The following is a 16,589-nucleotide window of genomic DNA, read 5'->3' on the forward strand; positions in this document are numbered from 1 at the left end:
GTAATTTATGCGGATATTAGTTCTGTATCTTCGACATCAACCCGGTTCCAGAAGTCACCGAAGGATTCCCCCTCCTCCCTGTTCTTACTGAAATATGACAGCAGGGGAGTCACTTCATCAACCAGGTTTTCACGCGCAACCAAATCCTTGTACTTTCGGTTGAGCCGTGTACCCGACGGGTCTCCCCCAATGAAAATGGTGTATTTGTCAAGGGATCGGCCTACAAAGCCAAGGTCAGCGACATAGGGTCGCGAACAACCATTGGGACAGCCCGTCATCCGCACGGATAACTTCTCGTCTTCAAGTCCAAACTCATGGAGTACCTCATCGAGATCCCGGATGATATCCGGAAACACCCGTTCGGATTCCGTGATTGCCAGCCCGCAGGTCGGCAGCGCAGGGCAGGCCATCGAGTATTTTATCGCATTGGAAAGCTCATCATCCAGCAGCACACCGTGCCGATTAAATGCTTTTTCTATGCCGGCTTTGTCATTTGCTGCAATATCTGTGAGGATCACATTGTGATTGGGTGTGAGCCGGACTCCGGTTTCATAGCGTTCGACAACCGTCCGCAGCGCCGTCTTGAGCTGGAGTTCCCCCTCATCCTTGATACGGCCATTTTCAACCGAAAGCCCCAGGAACCACTTCCCGTTGGACTGCCTGTGCCAGCCGAGATAGAGATCCAGCTCAAAATCGGGCAAGGCCCGGAAAGCCTCCAATTCATATCCAAGACGTGCCACGAGCTCCTTCCGGAACTTATCCAGTCCCCACTCGTGAATCAGGTATTTCATCCGGGCCTGTTTACGGTTCTTCCTGTTCCCATAGTCACGCTGTATCTCGATGATCGCCTTCACCACCTCAACCACTTTCTCCCTGGATATATACCCGAGATCGTCGCCCAGCCGCGGGAACGTATGCTCCTTGCGATGGTGCATGCCCATGCCTCCCCCAACAATGACGTTGAATCCTTCGATTTCATTGTCATCATCAAAGAGGGCCACCAGCCCGATATCCTGGGTATATACATCAATACTGTTGTCTTTGGGCAGGGCTATGCCCACCTTGAACTTGCGGGGCAGATAACTGGGTCCGTACAGCGGTTCACGATTGGTAACCTGCTCTTTACCTGAGAAGACCTTGTCACCGTTGAGCCACACCTCGTGGTAGGCTTTCGTGGCCGGCAGCAGGATATCAGAAAGCCTGTCTGCAAAATCCTGCACCTTTGCCTGACGGCCGTCAATATCAGGTGCCGGAGTGGCCATGACGTTGCGTACAATATCACCGCAGGCCCCGAGTGTGGTAATCAGCGACCGGTTGATTTCCTGCAGTGTCGTTTTGAGCTTTTCTTTAATAACACCATGCAGCTGAAAAGCCTGCCGTGTCGTTACCCGCAGCGTCTGATCAGCATATTCATCCGCTATTTCATCAATAGCCAGGTATTGATGCGGCGTCATCTTACCACCGGGCAACCGGCCGCGGATCATAAAAATATAGTGGCGGTCACGCCCTTCCCGAAGATCTCGGTCATCCTGCTGATAGGTACCGTGAAATTTCAGCACCTGGATGGCATCCTTGCTGAAGTGGGAAGCATCATTTCCCACTTCATGCGCAAGGGGACCACGCAAGTACTCACTATTCTCCTTGATAACCTCTATTTTACTTTTTGTTCGCTTCCGTTGAGAACCCATGAGGTGCATGTCCTTGTGTTAAGTTCGAGATTATCGTTCGATGGGAGCATCGATCAAATTACCCCATTCCGTCCACGATCCGTCATAATTACGCACACTCGGATATTCGAGCAGTTCATTGAGCACAAACCAGGAATGAGCTGACCGTTCGCCGATGCGGCAGTAGGAGATGACATCCTTGTCGGGCGTAATCCCTTCGTTCTCGTATATTGCTTTCAGTTCTTCCTTGCTTTTAAAGGTTCCGTCCTCATTTACGGCTCTGGACCACGGAATATTGGAAGCCCCTGGGATGTGGCCTGGACGCTGCGACAGTTCGTTGAGACCGGGAGGAGCCAAAATTTTTCCGGTGAACTCATCCGGTGACCGAACATCTACGAGACCGAAGTCTGCATCATTCAAACGCTCTTGAATATCATCGCGGAACGCACGGTATTGCTGTTTCACCTCGGATATGGTATAATCCGTTTTTTCATAATCCGGGGTCTCGGTTGTTAGCGCACGCCCTTCCGCTTCCCACTTCCTGCGACCTCCATCCAGTATTTTGACTTTCTCATGGCCGTAGTATTTCAACAGCCAATAGGCCCAGGCTGCAAACCAATTGTTGTTATCGCCGTACAGCACAACAGTGGTATCTTCGCTAATGCCGGATTCCTGCAGAAGGGTTTCGAAATCATCCTTTGTAACAATGGTTCTGCGTAGCTGATCCTGGAGCTGCGTCTTCCAGTTCCAGCCCACAGCACCCGGAAGATGTCCGGAGTCATAGGATTCGGTGTCTACATCAACTTCGACAAAGCGGACCTGTTCATCCTGTAGATGATTCACTGCCCAGTCGGTGGTAGCAAGTACTTTTTTGTTTGTTAATACGTCAGACATAATGGTTGATTTTGCTTTGTGTTTTAGGGTTAAAATGCTGTAGAATCTCACAAAGCCCAGCTGACGCAGATAGGTAGGTCTGTTTCATACAATCAGAAAAGCCCACCACCTGCGACAGGTAGTGGGCTTTTCTGATCAATTTCTATAGAATCATTTTGATATATCAGCTCCACTACCCTGCAAGGCATCCGTACAGCAACACATACACATGACTGAAGCCATCGCAAAAACGGTGTGGATTTGATTGAGTAAATTCATCAAAATAACGTTCAAAGTGATTAATATTCGCGCTATATCGTCAACGCATTTTCAGGATAGAAAGTAATATTATTGAAGTCAACTCTTTTTTTAAAAAATTTTCATCTACCAAAAAAAGCTTTTACAGAAGCTAGCAGCATGTTTTTTCAGGTCTTTATTACCTGTCTGCCGGCGATCTAAATCCAATAGAAATTGGATTTAGAAAAAAAATCCTTATCTTAATTATATTTTATCGGTGTTCGAAAAAAGCACATCAATAAAAGAATCAAAAGGTTGGCAACAACACCTCACATATCATTCCATTCCTGCCTCAAGCACTTTTGCTGTGCGTGTTGTTGCTGTTGCTGTAGCTAGGTATTACCGGCTGTAAACCTTCTTTTCTCTTCCGGTAATACAGGCCAACCCTGAGTTTAATGCTCACGTCATCTGTCCAGAACCTTTTCCATTAGAATTTTATTGCAACCTTCATTATGGAAACGCTCAGCAACATTGAGAACCAGAAGTTAACATTAACGCAGAAAAGCGAAGAGCTGGGGAGCTACATCGGTCAGACCCCCCTATTCCCTATTCAGCATCTTTATACCAGCAGGCAAGTCAAAATATTTGCCAAACTGGAGTGGCAGCAATTTGGTGATAGTGTAAAAGCGCGCCCGGCATACCGGATCATGCGGAAAGCAATCAAACAGGGGACGCTTCATGAAGAGGTTCAGCTGCTCGATGCCAGCAGCGGTAACACGGGCATAGCCTATGCTCACATCGGGGCCGCCCTTGGAATACCCGTAACACTGTGTCTGCCTGAAAATGCATCGGATGAACGCAAACGTATTTTGAAAGCTTTGAATGTAAATATTGAGTTTACCGATCGAGGCGGAGGCACGGATGTAGCTCAGCATGTAGCTCGTGAAATGTACGAGAGAGCACCCGATCGCTATTATTATGCCGACCAGTACAGCAATCCCGGCAACTGGCAGGCCCATTATAATACAACCGGACCTGAAATTCTAAAACAGACCAATGGTAAGGTCACCCACTTTATTTGTGGACTGGGCACAACGGGCACCTTCACAGGGACCGGCCGACTGTTGAAAGAGTACAAAAGTGATATCCGGCTCATCGGCCTGCAACCCGACCTGGCCATGCACGGGCTCGAGGGATGGAAACACCTGGAAACGGCCCACAGCCCGTCCATTTACGATGCATCCCTGGCTGATGACATACGAGCCGTAAGCACTGAACGGGCACATCAGCTTATTACGCTAACCGCCCGAAAAGAGGGGGTGCTTATCAGTCCCTCTTCAGCTGCTAATTTAGCAGGTGCCCTGGAGCTGGCCGGGGAGCTCGAGGAAGGAGTCATCGTGACTGTTTTTCCGGATGACCTCAGCAAATACGGAGAAATCTTAACCCAACTATTTTAGCACTGCTATGAAACTGAACATAGCCCCCCAGGCATACCAAAACATGCAGGATCACGCTGAATCAGACTATCCGAAGGAATGCTGTGGTTTCCTTTATGGACAAGAGGAGGAAATACGCCAGCTTCAAATAAGTCGACGGGTTGTTAATGCCCGGGAAGGTGACCAGCGTCGGCGGTTTCAAATTGATCCCAAAGATTACCAGGAAGCTGAAGAATACGCCTTGATCCATGACCTGGACTTGCTTGGCGTATACCACTCGCACCCTGATCATCCGGCCGTACCCTCGGAGCACGATCGCGAAATAGCCATGCCCTGGTTTTCATACCTTATTATTTCTGTCCAGGATGGAAATGTGACAGCCACTCGTTCCTGGCGCCTGAATGAAAGGCATGAATTTGGTGAAGAACCAATAGAGATCACGGAATTGTTGACAGATAAACCCAAAACATAACATAGCGAGATTTATGGCAACGATCATCATTCCAACCCCCTTGCGAAAATATACCGCCCAGAAGCGACGTTTCGAGACCCGGGAAAATACCCTCTCTGGCGCCTTGGAGCAATTGATGGAGGAACACCCTCAAGTAAGACAAAACCTGCTGGACGATGAGGGCAAGGTTCGCTCTTACATCAAGCTCTATATTGGTGATGAGGAGGTAAATCCCGACGAGAGCAGAACTTTTCAGCTTGATGAGAATACGGAAATCAGTATCGTCCCCGCTATTGCCGGTGGTTACCAAAGTGCGGAGCAACCCGCAGAATATTCCACAGGCTAACGGAGAACTTAAGAATTACAGATCGTTATGAGGAACTGGAAAAACATAGAATTTTCGAGCGAGGAGCTCGGTCATTACAGTCGCCACCTGTCCATCCCGGAATTCGGCCTGGAGGGCCAGAAAAAACTGAAGGCCGCCCGCGTCCTGGCTGTTGGTACAGGCGGGCTGGGGGCCCCCATGCTGCAGTATCTTGCAGCAGCCGGAGTCGGCACCATAGGCCTTGTGGATTTTGATAAGGTTGAAGCCAGCAACCTGCACCGGCAGGTCCTCTTCGGAGCTTCCGATGTGGGCCGTTCAAAAGTGGCCGTTGCCAAAGAGAGGCTCAGGGAGATCAACCCCCATATTGACATCCATGTGCATGAGCTGCGCCTGAGCAGTGAGAATGCACTGGAAGTTATCAAGGACTATGACGTGGTTGCTGATGGAACAGACAACTTTCCAACCCGCTATCTGATCAACGACGCCTGTGTAATGCTGGACAAACCCAATGTTCATGGTTCTATTTTCCAGTTTGAAGGCCAGATTTCAGTCTTTAATTATGTAAATGATAAGGGAGAGCGCGGCCCCAACTACCGTGACCTGTTCCCCGAACCCCCGCCCCCCGGACTGGTGCCAAGCTGTGCAGAAGCGGGAGTGCTGGGAGTGCTGCCCGGAATCATCGGCTGCCTGCAGGCCAGTGAAGTCATCAAGGTGATCACGGGCATTGGCCGGCCCCTGACCGGCGAGCTTTTTCTGTTTGATGCACAGGAATTCAGCACTCGAAAAGTCAAGGTAACAAAAAACAAAGATAATCCCCTGACCGGTGAAAACCCGGAACTCACAGAATTGATTGATTACGAGGCCTTCTGCGGACTCTCGTCCCCAGAGGAGGAAAATAATGAATCCGCAGTCCCGGAAGTAACCGTCCAGGAGTATAAGGCGTGGCTGGACGCCGATGAGGATGTCCAGCTTATTGATGTCCGCGAACCCCACGAGGTTGAAATCGCTGAAATTGGCGGTGAGCTGATTCCGCTTGATGCCATAGTCGACCACGCTGGCGAAATAAGCCGGGACAAAAAGGTTGTGGTTCACTGCCGAAGTGGACAGCGCAGTGCCGACGCCATCAGGCAACTCCAGCAAAAATACGACTTTGACAACCTCTATAATCTGAAGGGAGGCATCCTTGCCTGGTCACAGGAAATCGATGATAGTATACCGCAATATTAGCACTTGAAAGCACGGCTCCCTACGGGTTTTACCGCTGATGGTCCTGCAAAAATGGCTATCGTCCTGCCAGCAACACTTGTTATTGCTCGCTTACCAGCCGCAGGGAAGCTGAATTGATGCAGTACCGTAGTCCTGTGGGCTTCGGTCCATCCGGGAAAACGTGCCCAAGGTGAGCATCGCAGACGTTGCACAGTACTTCAACCCGGTTCATGCCCATACTTTTATCTATCTCGTAGCGGACCACATTCTCCGCTACCGGCTCTGTGAAGCTGGGCCATCCCGATCCGGATTCAAACTTCTCTGTGGAATCAAAAAGTTCTGTTCCACAACAGACGCACGCATACAGGCCCGGTTTGTGCGATTCGCAGTATTCCCCGGAATAGGGCTGCTCGGTTCCCTTCCTCCGGGTTACGCGGAACTGTTCATCCGTCAGCTCTGCCTTCCACTCAGCCTCGCTCTTTTCTATTCTCCCTGGTGGTTCAGGGTTGCCATGGACGGTTTTTTTATGGATCTCTTTCCAGTCTGTCATGGGTAGACATTATGAAGATGTTGAAAAAGATTCTGGCTTATAGTCGGGGCGGCCGGATTTGAACCGGCGACCTCGTCGTCCCGAACGACGCGCGCTAACCGGGCTGCGCTACGCCCCGATATTTAACTACAGGAAAATCGGTTTTTTTTCTCTAAATATAAAGTACTGTATACCTTGGATGATAATGCCACCGGTATCCCCTACATACTGAGTATTACCCAATAATACATCCGGTTTTATGGAGATGGAACGTATTGTCTGGGCTGTTTTTGAACTCATCGCCAACAGATCATCCATGGCCCCGTGCCTTCCCCTTCCTCCAATAGGCTGGTCGGGCAGACCGACTTTAGTCTAAGGAATTGCCCATGAACACCGAATTAGTGAATGGCTTCTAACGTATAGTATACTGGCAAACTGCCTTTTCTAATTTCATCCTCACATTAGATTCAACCCCTTACCGGCTATATCCCCGGTGGTGCGGCCTGAGGGACAGTAATGCATTATGCTCAAATTACCCGGGAGCATATAAATGGCCGACTGCAAATAGTTATCAAAAAAAAGGGATAGATCATACCAAACGTATGATCTATCCCAGCATATAGATTAAAGAAGGCTAATATTAACTATGCAATCTTTGTAACTAAATCAGCGGTACGCGCAGAATAACCCGCTTCATTGTCATACCAGCCCAGGAGTTTCACCAGCTTTCCGTCGGTTTTTGTAAACCCGTGGTCATAAATACAGGAGTGCGGGTTACTGAGAATGTCGGTTGAGACAATCTCTTCCTCCGTATACTGGAGAATACCGTTCAGCGGACCATTGGCGGCCTCTTCAAATGCCTTGTGAATCTCCTCAACAGAAACTTCCTTGTCCAGTACGGCAGTGAGATCGGTCAGGGAACCGTCGGGTACCGGCACACGAACGGCACTTCCGTCCAATTTCCCATCGAGATGCGGCAGTACGAGTCCCACGGCTTTGGCCGCTCCCGTTGTGGTCGGCACGATATTGTGAGCAGCCGTACGGCCTCGACGGGGATCCTTGTGAGGACCATCCAGAATTTGCTGGCTGCTGGTATAGGCATGGATGGTAGTCATAAATGCCTTTTCAAGTCCGAAGGTATCATCAAGCACTTTGACCATTGGAGCCAGGCAATTGGTAGTACAACTGGCGTTGGAATAGATCTGTGTGTCCTCATCAATCTCATCATCATTGACTCCTAAAACGATGGTTTTAACATCTCCCCCGCGGGCTGGAGCAGAGATAATCACTTTTTCTGCACCGGCCTCCAGGTGTTTGGCTGCATCTTCACGTGTACGGAAAAGGCCTGTTGATTCCACTACAATATCGGCACCGCGCTCATCCCATCCGAGATTGGCCGGGTCGCGTTCAGAACTCACGCCAATTTCCATACCATCAATCTTAATGCCGTTTTCTGTTGCACTAACTTCTCCTTCATAAGTCCCGTGAACTGAATCACGCTTGAAGAGATAGGCCAGGGTTTCAGCATCCATCAGATCATTGATACCTACAATATTGATCTCGTCTTTGTGGTATGCCATGATGGATCGCGTTACCAATCGACCGATTCGTCCAAATCCGTTAATTCCTATATTAATTTTAGCCATAAAAGTTTTTTCTTTGTGTTAACTCATTTTGAGTGTTGTAGCTTGTTAAAGCATGAAGCGTCGCAAAACATCTCAGGCGATAATCAAGCGCCTAAAAATAACAGTAAATCCCTTTATTGTAAATGATTGAATGAGATTTTAATCATCGTCATCCAGGTCAATCTCTTCGGGAATTTCCTCATCCAGCGGCAACTCATCAATATACTCATCTTCCTCCTCATCCCCGTTCTCATCCATGGTCTTTTGCTTATTTTCCGTGGCACCGGCACGCCGTAGCTGACTTGCCACTTCTATATGATCATTGTCGAGGGCCATAGTCAGAGCTGTATCGCCGTTTTTATCCTCTTTTTTGACTTTTGCCCCCCTGGAGAGCAGAAAAGTAACAATATCTGAATGGCCATCGCGGGCCGCCAGCATCAAGGCCGTTTGTCCCCACCGCTGTGCGGCATTCACATTGGCTCCTTGTTCACAGAGCAGCTGTACCGCCTCCACATTCCCTTCACGTGCGGCGGTAATCAGCGCCAGGTCTCCCACTTTGGCCCCATGATCGAACAGCAGCTTCATCACTGCTATGTTTCCGTTTTCAGCGGCCCTGTTCAGTGCAGTAGCCCCCATTGTTGTTGCTTTATTGGGATCGGCTCCTTTTTCCAGCAGATAACCTACAAGTTCAGGATGATCGTACTGCGTTGCTATAATAAGTGCAGAAGAACCATTTTTGGCCGTTTCATCAATATCAGCCCCCTCTTTCAACAGATTTTTTACATTATCAAGCTGGCCTTCTTTGGCAGCTTGCAGCAACGGCGACATCTCCATAGTACTTGTGTTTTGAAGGTTACAAATATGTTAAAAGTATATCATCATTATCTGATAAATTATCAACAGACAATTTAACCTACTTCAACCTGCCGGAACCGTTGTAGCCATTCATAAAATCTTTCCCGCTCATGCGCCGCTTTCCTTCCAGCTGTACTTCTTTCAGAACAACGGTGCCCGACCGACAGCCGACCAGCAGCTGCTCCTCTTTCATTGCCAGTTCACCGGCTGCCAAATCGATATCCGGCCCCATCGCAGAACGATACATATTGAATTTAAGTTCATCCAGCCTTGCCCAGGCGGTGGGAAAGGGGCTCAGTCCCCGTATGGCATTGTGCACCTGTTTGGCAGGCCGGTTAAAATTAATTTTGCAATCTTCGGTAAAGAGCTTGGGAGCAGGCGTAGCCTCCTCATGATTCTGCGCGGTCAGCTCGTAATCCCCGCTGCTTATTTTTTCTACCGCTTCCAAAAGCAGCTGGCTGCCCATCCTTTTCAGTCGGTTATAGACATCGCCGGTGGTCTCATTAATCCCAATCGGGGTTGATTCCTGAACGATAATGGCCCCGGTATCCACCTCCTCATCCAGGAAAAACACCGTACAGCCGGTCCGCTCCTCCCCATTCATGACGGCCCAGTGGATCGGAGCCGCTCCCCGGTATTTGGGCAGCAGGGAAGCATGAAGGTTGACCGATCCCCGGGAGGGAAGGTTCAAGAGCCGGGGAGGTAAAATCCGGAAGGCAACAACCACAAACAGGTCGGCGTCAAGTTCCTGTAGCTGTTCATAAAAATCCGGGTCATTTAGATCTTCAACTCCAATGACCGGAAGTCCAAGCTCCAGAGCCCGGGCTTTTACGGGAGTCGGCGACGGTTTGGCCCGACGCCCCCGTCGTTTATCCACATTGCTGACAACCGCGACAATTTCATGATCAGACTGATGTAATTTCTCAAGGCTTGGAATGGCAAAGTCGGGAGAGCCCATAAAAACAATACGCATGATGCTCACTACCGGGTTTTGGCCTTCTTGGGAATGGTGGGGTAATCGATATCGGTTTCGCCCGATGCGATACCTTTCAATTTTGAACTGAGCAACTTGCGTTTAAAAAAAGAGATATGATCAACAAAAAGCACCCCGTCCAAGTGATCGTTTTCATGCTGGATGACCCGGGACAGCCAGCCCCCGGCTTCGAGCCGCCGGGTGTCGAAATTTCGGTCCAGGTATTCAACCACGATTGTCTCCGGCCGGCTGACGGGAGCGTTCACACCGGGGATGCTCAGACAGCCCTCGTCCATCTCCACCTCTTCTCCCCCTTTTGACACGATCCGGGGGTTGATCATGGCCAGGGGACCATGCTTGGGCTCATCTGTTTCCTCGGCCATGGGATCGGCATCCACCACAAAAAGACGTTTCAGCTCTCCCACCTGGGGCCCTGCCAGGCCAACACCATCGGAATTGTACATGCTCTCGAACATGTCGTCGATCAAGCGCTGAAGGGCATCGGAATTCTCTTTGACAGGCTCCGCTTCTTGACGAAGGATCTCATCATCATACGTAACGATCGGTAATACGGACATTTTCTGATTTTTCCAGTTCTATGTATTTCTGAAGAATGATAGCGGCAGCAGCCTGGTTGATACGATCGGATTGACGGCGTTTCATTTTAGGAACGCCCGCCTCCACCATGGCTCGCACAGCCTCCTTGGAAGTATACCGTTCATCCACTTTAACGACTTCCATGTCCGGAAAGTATTCTCGAAATTCAACAAGGAACCGACGGACCATCTTGATGGCCCTCCCCTCCTCTCCGGCGGGAGTGAGCGGCCAACCAACCACCATTTTCTGGACCTGTTCATTTTCAACAAGCTCTTCGAGCTTCTCAAAAACTTCATCCGAGCCGTAGGTCCCCACCGGGTTCGCTACCGTCCGAAGCAGATCAGAGCGGGCTATACCAAACCACTTGGTTCCAACGTCAATTCCTATAAGTCTGCCATACTGTGTCACTGTCAACCTTCCATTTCCTCTAAATCCTCTTCTTCAAGAGGCTGCTTTAGAAATTCCTTTAAAAGTTTACTTGGTTTAAAATGCGTTTTGCGATGCGCCGGCACATAAATCTCTTCATTGGTTCTCGGATTACGTGCCCGTGGCTTCGCTTTTGTCTTTTTCACTTCAAAAACACCAAAATCACGCAATTCGATCCGACAAGTTGGATCCGCATCCATCATCGTTTCGCGCAAGGCCACCAGTACCGCATCGACCCAGGGTTCGGTTTGTACCATAGGTTCATCAAGTTGATCAGCCACCCGGCGGACGATATCTCGTTTGGTATAGGTAATCATAGCGTTACTGTAAATTAGATTAATACTTTATTGCAATAATAATGTGAATAATACAATAATATGAATGAAATACTTAGTAATAATAACTCTATAATAGATGATATTATTTTTATTACAGATATAAAAATACTGACTTTAACCGTCTTCAAGATGGGATTATTCGTACCGGAACACACTTTTAACCCCTTCCACCTTATGTAACTTGGAGATAACGCGATCCAAATGATTGATATCATCCACATAAACAGTGAGCATGCCTTCAAACATTCCGCTTTCACTGTTAACATTGATGCTCTTCATATTGGTCTCCATTGACTTGGACAGGATATCGGTGATGTCGTTGATCATACCCACACGATCTTCACCAATTACTTTGACAGCCCCCAGGAATTTTGAATCGATGTGCTTGGCCCACGAAACATCAATGATGCGTTCACCATCCGTCTGAATGAGATGGCGGATATTCTTACAGTTCGACCGGTGAATTTTCACATCCCCGGTACGGCTTATAAACCCAATAACATCATCGCCGGGAATAGGGTTGCAGCAGTTCGCATAGCTATATTTAATGTTGGAAATATCATCATCAATGACCAGCGCCTTCTCATCACCCAATGAACGGGCCGTGTCGATGTAGCTCTGTTGTATTTCCTCCTCGGAGGGAACTACCCTCTTATCAACTTCGCTCTCCTCTTCTTCAATACGCCCCGTACCCGTAAACTGTTTAACAGCCGAATACAGCTTGTTAGCATCAAAATTACCCTTGCCAATTTCGTAAAAAAGCTCCTGGGTTGAATCAAACTTCAGCTTGTGGGCAACCTGCATCAGATCCTGCTCCGAAATTTCTATATTCCCGCGCCGTGCCCGCTTTTCCCAGATTTCACGTCCCTCTTCAGCGACCTGTCGCTCTTTCTGTTTGATAAACTGCCGGATGCGTGACTTTGCCTTGTGGGTGACAACATCGTTGATCCAGTCGGGATTCAGATTGATCTTGTTACCCGTGATAATCTCGACCTGGTCCCCAATTTCCAGTTTTTGACGAAGCGGAGCCATTTTACCGTTCACTTTTGCGGCCATGGCCCGTTCGCCGACCTCACTGTGGATATCAAAGGCAAAATCAATGGGAGTGGCTCCCTGCGGAAGGGTTCGCAGTTCGCCCTGGGGGGTAAAGACATAAATCTCATCCTGGTATAAATTCAGCTGAAAATCCTTGACAAATTCCGTAGCCGCATCCGGCCGGGGATTATCGAGAATATCCCGCACCCAGTGCACAAATTTATCCAGTGTTTCAGATCCCTTTTTCCCTTCTTTGTATTTCCAGTGGGCAGCCAGTCCTTTTTCAGCGATATCGTCCATCTGGCGAGTCCGAATCTGCACTTCCACCTTGCGCCCCTGCTTGGTAATCACCGTCGTATGCAGCGACTGGTATCCATTGGCCTTGGGTACTGAAATAAAATCACGAAACCGTTTGGGGATGGGCGTATACCAGTCGGTTATGATGGAATAAACCCGCCAGCAGTCTTCCTTCATATGGGGATCTTCCAGGATAATACGGATAGCAAACAGGTCATAAATTTCCTCAAAAGGTTTCTGCTGGCGCTGCATTTTCCGGAAAATGGAATAGATATGCTTCGGGCGGCCCTTGATCTCGAAGGTAAACCCCTGGTTCTGGAGTTCCTCGCGGATCGGCTGCATAAATTCCTCAATAAACTGCTCCCGCGACTCTCTTTTCTCACGTAGTTTACGCGAAATAAATTTAAAGGAATTGGGATCAATAACCTTAAAACAGAGGTCCTCAAGTTCGCTCTTCATCGTAAAGAGTCCAAACCGGTGAGCCAGCGGAGCATAGAGTTCCATCGTTTCGGTCGCCTTCTGGAGCTGTTTCTCACGAGGCAAATGCTGAATAGTGCGCATATTGTGGAGCCGGTCGGCGAACTTGATCAATACAACCCGGATATCTTCGGCCATGGAAAGCAGAAGCTTCATGAAGGTCTCAGCCTGTTTGGTATCACGACTCTTGAATACCCCGGAAATCTTCGTCACCCCATCGATCAGGTGTGCAACCGTTTCACCGAACTTCTCCCTGATGTTGTCAAGGGTAACCTCAGTGTCTTCCACCGTATCATGCAGGAGGGCCGCTACTACCGAAACATCGTCGATATTAATTTCCGAGGCTACAATCTTAGCGACGGCCACCGGATGATAATAGTAAGGCTCCCCGGATGCCCTCTCAATACCCTCATGCGAAAGATAGCACAGCTTGAAAGCCCGGGCCACCAGCTGCTCATCAGGATCCTCAAGATGCTCGCGGCAGACTTCCAGCAGCTGATTTAAATCCTCCTGCTGGACCGGATCCAGAGTATAGGAATCCAGATCGATGTTGTAATATGTGGTTTTGGTTTCTGCCATAAATAATCAATTAATAAAAAAAGCCCGTATTGGGCAACAGCAGTCAATAAAACATTATCTTTGCCAACTACATTCAAATATGTGTAAGTGTAAAGAAGATACCAATTAAAATAAAAAAAGACGGACACGGTAAGTGTCCGCCTTAAATAAGGTTAAGCCGAATTTAGAACGAAAGTGACAGACCGATAATAAAACGGCCCGTACTGTTATCAATTGCGTCGCGATTAAGCTCGCTGAACTCCTTGCCTGATTTTACCCGATATTCTACAAACGGCTTGATTGCGGGGAAAGGGCTCAGCTCTGCACCCACAAAACCATTCCAGTACAGGTTACTGTCGGATCCCTCGCCGGGCAGATCTTCATTTTTGATATTCAGGTCTGCCGTTTCAGATCCCAGTCCCAGTCCTACATAAGGGGCAACAAGTCCTGCCGATACGCCGCCGACGGCTGCCAGCCCAAAATCATAATTCGTTATCTCCGAGGAATAACTCACGCCCTCAGATGAAATCTCATTATCATCATTGAAATAGCTAAAGTGCGCCCGCAGGCCAAGATCTACCAAAGGTAGCTTTTGCAGAATATCGCGCTCCAGGCGGACACCAAACCCATTTTTAGGCTCTTCATTTCGAATCTCATACGACGCTCCGAGGCTCCACTGAGCAGCCCCTGTTTGGGGAACAGCACTAATCATTAGCGCTATGGCAGCAAAGCCGAATAATATTTTTTTGACCTTCATAGTATCTTTACCTCTTTTATTTAATGATATTTTATTACGATTAACTTTTTATGATGGAAAGATAGACATTATGCCAAAGCAAAAACAAATATATATTGCTACAGGCATACAACAGTATTCCCGTCAATTTTATTCCCTTTCAACACAAAAAAGTGGCTTCTCTGTTCTCTTTGGGCAGAAACATAGATAAAAATGGACTTTATGATTGTAGTGTCTTATTTTATTTCTGTTATATTTAATTCCCACCTTTGATGTGAAATCCTTTCAGGAACGACGCGTTAACTCAACTCTTCTCGATGGATGTAGCCTAAGGTGACAAAACAACATTTATACTACACATGACACAACAAGGAACAGTAAAATGGTTTGACATAGAAAAAGGATACGGATTCATCAAACCAGAGGACGGAGGCAAAGATGTATTCGTCCACCGCAACAACGTAGAAAATTTAGACTACAATCAAGGTCTCGAAGACGGAGAGAATGTAGAATTCGACGTAGAAGAAACCCCTAAAGGGTTGAGTGCAGTTGAAGTCCGCAGCCTTGACTACAAATAGTGTTTGACTATTTAAGTACAACATTGAAAAGCCCGCTTTTTCCGGCGGGCTTTTTTGTTTTCTCCTTGTTTGGCTTGTAAAACCGGCGAAAGGGGGTTCTTTCAGGTCGTATATTCCGCATTGATGCGAATATACTCGTACGACAAATCCGGTCCCCAGCCCACTGCTTCGGCGGTCCCCTGGTTCAAATCAAGAATAATGGTAATATTGGAGGCCTGCATTTCCTGCTTAACATCCGAGCGACTTTCCTTGACAGGCTGCCCCTCCTTCAGAATCTGTACGCTGCGCTCGGCATCGGAGCCGATGTAAAGATCCACCTTTTCCGGATCGAAGGTGACTCCTGCCCTTCCGGCCGCCCCCATAATGCGTCCCCAGTTGGGATCGGTACCAAAGATCGCCGTTTTTACCAGACTGGAGTCAGAAACGGTACGGATGATCTTGCGGGCATCCTCTTCCGTTTTAGCCTTCTTAACTTGGTACTCCACCAGCTTGGTAGCCCCTTCTCCGTCGGAGACGATTAGTTTTGCCAGGTGTTTGCACAGCTTTTCCAGGTTAGCATAAAACCGTTCGTAATTCTCGTCTTTGGTGGTAATTTTTTCGTTGCCGGCCATCCCGTTGCACATGATGGCTACCATGTCGTTAGTGGAGGTATCGCCGTCCACCGTGATCATATTAAACGTTTTGTCCACCGCTTCCCGCAGTGCCTCATCCAGCAACCTGGAATCTATGGCCAGATCACAGGTTATGAACGCCAGCATAGTGCCCATATTCGGATGGATCATTCCTGATCCCTTGGCAATGCCGGCCATATTGATGGTCACATCGTTCACCTTAAAATCAGTGAACCCCTCCTTGGCAAAAGTGTCGGTTGTCAGTATGGCATTGGCTGTCAATGAACCTGCCATCTCGCGATCAGATAGTTTTTTTGCACTCTCTTCTATACCCTTGAGAACTTTCTCGGTGGGAAACGGTTCTCCAATCAGCCCGGTGGACGCCACCAGGACCTCTTCCACCGGAATATCCAGGAGTTCTGCGGTCTTTTCAGCCATAGCCACGGCTCCCCGCCAGCCCTCATCGCCGGTACAGGCGTTGGCATTACCCGAATTAACCACAATCGCCTGGGCCTTTCCATTTTTAATATGCTTTCGGCTCAGTTTAACCGGTTCAGCACAGACCACATTCCGGGTGAAAACGGCTGCTGCCGCGGCCGGCTTTTCAGAATAAATGAGAGCCAGATCCCTTCGTTTCGATTTGATCCCCATATGGCTGCCCCAGCACTTGTAACCTCGAACGTGTGTAATGTTGTTAAGCATGATAAATCAAAAAATTTAATCGATTGTAGTCAGTAGTATAAAATTATGAATAGCAAT

Annotated in this window: 17 protein-coding genes and 1 tRNA gene; 5 read left to right on the forward strand and 13 right to left on the reverse strand. The window is 48.4% G+C overall.

What is annotated here, in order from left to right; translation table 11 throughout:
- Positions 1-5: 5 nt before the first annotated feature.
- Both FN808_RS06260 and FN808_RS06265 read right to left on the reverse strand, forming a co-directional pair.
- Entirely contained in the window at positions 6-1,688 is a 1,683-nt protein-coding gene (locus FN808_RS06260; protein ID WP_185958276.1) for an NADPH-dependent assimilatory sulfite reductase hemoprotein subunit, read from the reverse strand.
- A 30-nt stretch (positions 1,689-1,718) separates the two neighbouring features.
- Positions 1,719-2,561, reverse strand: a complete 843-nt coding sequence (locus FN808_RS06265; protein WP_142713701.1) for a sulfurtransferase — start codon at positions 2,559-2,561, stop codon at positions 1,719-1,721.
- Between the two features lie 728 nt (positions 2,562-3,289).
- On the opposite strand from FN808_RS06265, the gene FN808_RS06270 reads away from it, so the two are divergent.
- From FN808_RS06270 to moeB, 4 genes are read left to right on the forward strand one after another with little or no spacing between them, the layout of a single operon-like run.
- Entirely contained in the window at positions 3,290-4,234 is a 945-nt protein-coding gene (locus FN808_RS06270; protein ID WP_142713702.1) for a PLP-dependent cysteine synthase family protein, read from the forward strand.
- Positions 4,235-4,241: 7 nt separating this feature from the next.
- On the forward strand, positions 4,242-4,685 hold the full coding sequence (locus tag FN808_RS06275; RefSeq protein ID WP_142713703.1) for a M67 family metallopeptidase: 444 nt from the start codon (positions 4,242-4,244) through the stop codon (positions 4,683-4,685).
- Positions 4,686-4,698: 13 nt separating this feature from the next.
- Positions 4,699-5,010: a MoaD/ThiS family protein gene (locus FN808_RS06280; RefSeq protein ID WP_142713704.1), complete on the forward strand. Its 312-nt coding sequence runs from the start codon at positions 4,699-4,701 to the stop codon at positions 5,008-5,010.
- Between the two features lie 27 nt (positions 5,011-5,037).
- Positions 5,038-6,216, forward strand: coding sequence for a molybdopterin-synthase adenylyltransferase MoeB (gene moeB / locus FN808_RS06285; protein ID WP_142713705.1), 1,179 nt, complete (start codon positions 5,038-5,040; stop codon positions 6,214-6,216).
- Between the two features lie 79 nt (positions 6,217-6,295).
- Here the strand turns inward: moeB and msrB are convergent, their stop codons facing one another.
- The 10 genes from msrB to FN808_RS06335 form a co-directional block, all read right to left on the reverse strand.
- Positions 6,296-6,745, reverse strand: a complete 450-nt coding sequence (msrB, locus tag FN808_RS06290; protein WP_142713706.1) for a peptide-methionine (R)-S-oxide reductase MsrB — start codon at positions 6,743-6,745, stop codon at positions 6,296-6,298.
- A 43-nt stretch (positions 6,746-6,788) separates the two neighbouring features.
- A tRNA-Pro gene (locus FN808_RS06295) sits at positions 6,789-6,863 on the reverse strand.
- A gap of 505 nt (positions 6,864-7,368) precedes the next feature.
- The gene (gene gap / locus FN808_RS06300; protein WP_142713707.1) at positions 7,369-8,370 is read right to left on the reverse strand and encodes a type I glyceraldehyde-3-phosphate dehydrogenase; all 1,002 of its coding nucleotides are present in this window, start codon (positions 8,368-8,370) and stop codon (positions 7,369-7,371) included.
- A 138-nt stretch (positions 8,371-8,508) separates the two neighbouring features.
- A complete protein-coding gene (locus FN808_RS06305; RefSeq protein ID WP_142713708.1) occupies positions 8,509-9,183 on the reverse strand; it encodes an ankyrin repeat domain-containing protein in 675 nt (224 codons plus the stop codon).
- Between the two features lie 79 nt (positions 9,184-9,262).
- On the reverse strand, positions 9,263-10,177 hold the full coding sequence (fmt, locus tag FN808_RS06310; RefSeq protein ID WP_142713709.1) for a methionyl-tRNA formyltransferase: 915 nt from the start codon (positions 10,175-10,177) through the stop codon (positions 9,263-9,265).
- Between the two features lie 8 nt (positions 10,178-10,185).
- Positions 10,186-10,755 carry a peptide deformylase gene (def, locus tag FN808_RS06315; protein ID WP_142713710.1) on the reverse strand — a complete coding sequence of 190 codons (570 nt, stop codon included), beginning with the start codon at positions 10,753-10,755 and terminating at the stop codon, positions 10,186-10,188.
- On the reverse strand, positions 10,727-11,182 hold the full coding sequence (gene ruvX / locus FN808_RS06320; protein WP_142713711.1) for a Holliday junction resolvase RuvX: 456 nt from the start codon (positions 11,180-11,182) through the stop codon (positions 10,727-10,729). Before ruvX ends, def begins: the two co-directional genes overlap by 29 nt.
- 2 nt (positions 11,183-11,184) lie before the next feature.
- Complete coding sequence (locus tag FN808_RS06325; RefSeq protein WP_142713712.1) at positions 11,185-11,517, reverse strand: HU family DNA-binding protein; 333 nt, start codon at positions 11,515-11,517, stop codon at positions 11,185-11,187.
- A 156-nt stretch (positions 11,518-11,673) separates the two neighbouring features.
- A complete protein-coding gene (locus FN808_RS06330; RefSeq protein ID WP_142713713.1) occupies positions 11,674-13,926 on the reverse strand; it encodes a RelA/SpoT family protein in 2,253 nt (750 codons plus the stop codon).
- 163 nt (positions 13,927-14,089) lie between these two features.
- On the reverse strand, positions 14,090-14,662 hold the full coding sequence (locus tag FN808_RS06335; RefSeq protein ID WP_246068289.1) for an outer membrane beta-barrel protein: 573 nt from the start codon (positions 14,660-14,662) through the stop codon (positions 14,090-14,092).
- Positions 14,663-15,000: 338 nt separating this feature from the next.
- Between FN808_RS06335 and FN808_RS06340 the strand changes: the two genes are divergently transcribed.
- Positions 15,001-15,219 carry a cold-shock protein gene (locus tag FN808_RS06340; protein ID WP_142713714.1) on the forward strand — a complete coding sequence of 73 codons (219 nt, stop codon included), beginning with the start codon at positions 15,001-15,003 and terminating at the stop codon, positions 15,217-15,219.
- 101 nt (positions 15,220-15,320) lie between these two features.
- On the opposite strand, the gene argJ is transcribed toward FN808_RS06340, so the two are convergent.
- The gene (argJ, locus tag FN808_RS06345; protein ID WP_142713715.1) at positions 15,321-16,532 is read right to left on the reverse strand and encodes a bifunctional glutamate N-acetyltransferase/amino-acid acetyltransferase ArgJ; all 1,212 of its coding nucleotides are present in this window, start codon (positions 16,530-16,532) and stop codon (positions 15,321-15,323) included.
- Positions 16,533-16,589: the final 57 nt, after the last annotated feature.

The sequence above is a fragment of the Fodinibius sediminis genome (genome assembly GCF_900182555.1).
GTDB lineage: Bacteria > Bacteroidota > Rhodothermia > Balneolales > Balneolaceae > Fodinibius > Fodinibius sediminis.

Excerpts from the sequence above, each read along its gene's own strand:
- FN808_RS06260 (WP_185958276.1), bottom strand. The coding sequence starts at position 1,688 with ATGGGTTCTCAACGGAAGCGAACAAAAAGTAAAATAGAGGTTATCAAG.
- FN808_RS06265 (WP_142713701.1), bottom strand. The coding sequence starts at position 2,561 with ATGTCTGACGTATTAACAAACAAAAAAGTACTTGCTACCACCGACTGG.
- FN808_RS06270 (WP_142713702.1), top strand. The coding sequence starts at position 3,290 with ATGGAAACGCTCAGCAACATTGAGAACCAGAAGTTAACATTAACGCAG.
- FN808_RS06275 (WP_142713703.1), top strand. The coding sequence starts at position 4,242 with ATGAAACTGAACATAGCCCCCCAGGCATACCAAAACATGCAGGATCAC.
- FN808_RS06280 (WP_142713704.1), top strand. The coding sequence starts at position 4,699 with ATGGCAACGATCATCATTCCAACCCCCTTGCGAAAATATACCGCCCAG.
- moeB (WP_142713705.1), top strand. The coding sequence starts at position 5,038 with ATGAGGAACTGGAAAAACATAGAATTTTCGAGCGAGGAGCTCGGTCAT.
- msrB (WP_142713706.1), bottom strand. The coding sequence starts at position 6,745 with ATGACAGACTGGAAAGAGATCCATAAAAAAACCGTCCATGGCAACCCT.
- gap (WP_142713707.1), bottom strand. The coding sequence starts at position 8,370 with ATGGCTAAAATTAATATAGGAATTAACGGATTTGGACGAATCGGTCGA.
- FN808_RS06305 (WP_142713708.1), bottom strand. The coding sequence starts at position 9,183 with ATGGAGATGTCGCCGTTGCTGCAAGCTGCCAAAGAAGGCCAGCTTGAT.
- fmt (WP_142713709.1), bottom strand. The coding sequence starts at position 10,177 with ATGCGTATTGTTTTTATGGGCTCTCCCGACTTTGCCATTCCAAGCCTT.
- def (WP_142713710.1), bottom strand. The coding sequence starts at position 10,755 with ATGTCCGTATTACCGATCGTTACGTATGATGATGAGATCCTTCGTCAA.
- FN808_RS06325 (WP_142713712.1), bottom strand. The coding sequence starts at position 11,517 with ATGATTACCTATACCAAACGAGATATCGTCCGCCGGGTGGCTGATCAA.
- FN808_RS06330 (WP_142713713.1), bottom strand. The coding sequence starts at position 13,926 with ATGGCAGAAACCAAAACCACATATTACAACATCGATCTGGATTCCTAT.
- FN808_RS06335 (WP_246068289.1), bottom strand. The coding sequence starts at position 14,662 with ATGAAGGTCAAAAAAATATTATTCGGCTTTGCTGCCATAGCGCTAATG.
- FN808_RS06340 (WP_142713714.1), top strand. The coding sequence starts at position 15,001 with ATGACACAACAAGGAACAGTAAAATGGTTTGACATAGAAAAAGGATAC.
- argJ (WP_142713715.1), bottom strand. The coding sequence starts at position 16,532 with ATGCTTAACAACATTACACACGTTCGAGGTTACAAGTGCTGGGGCAGC.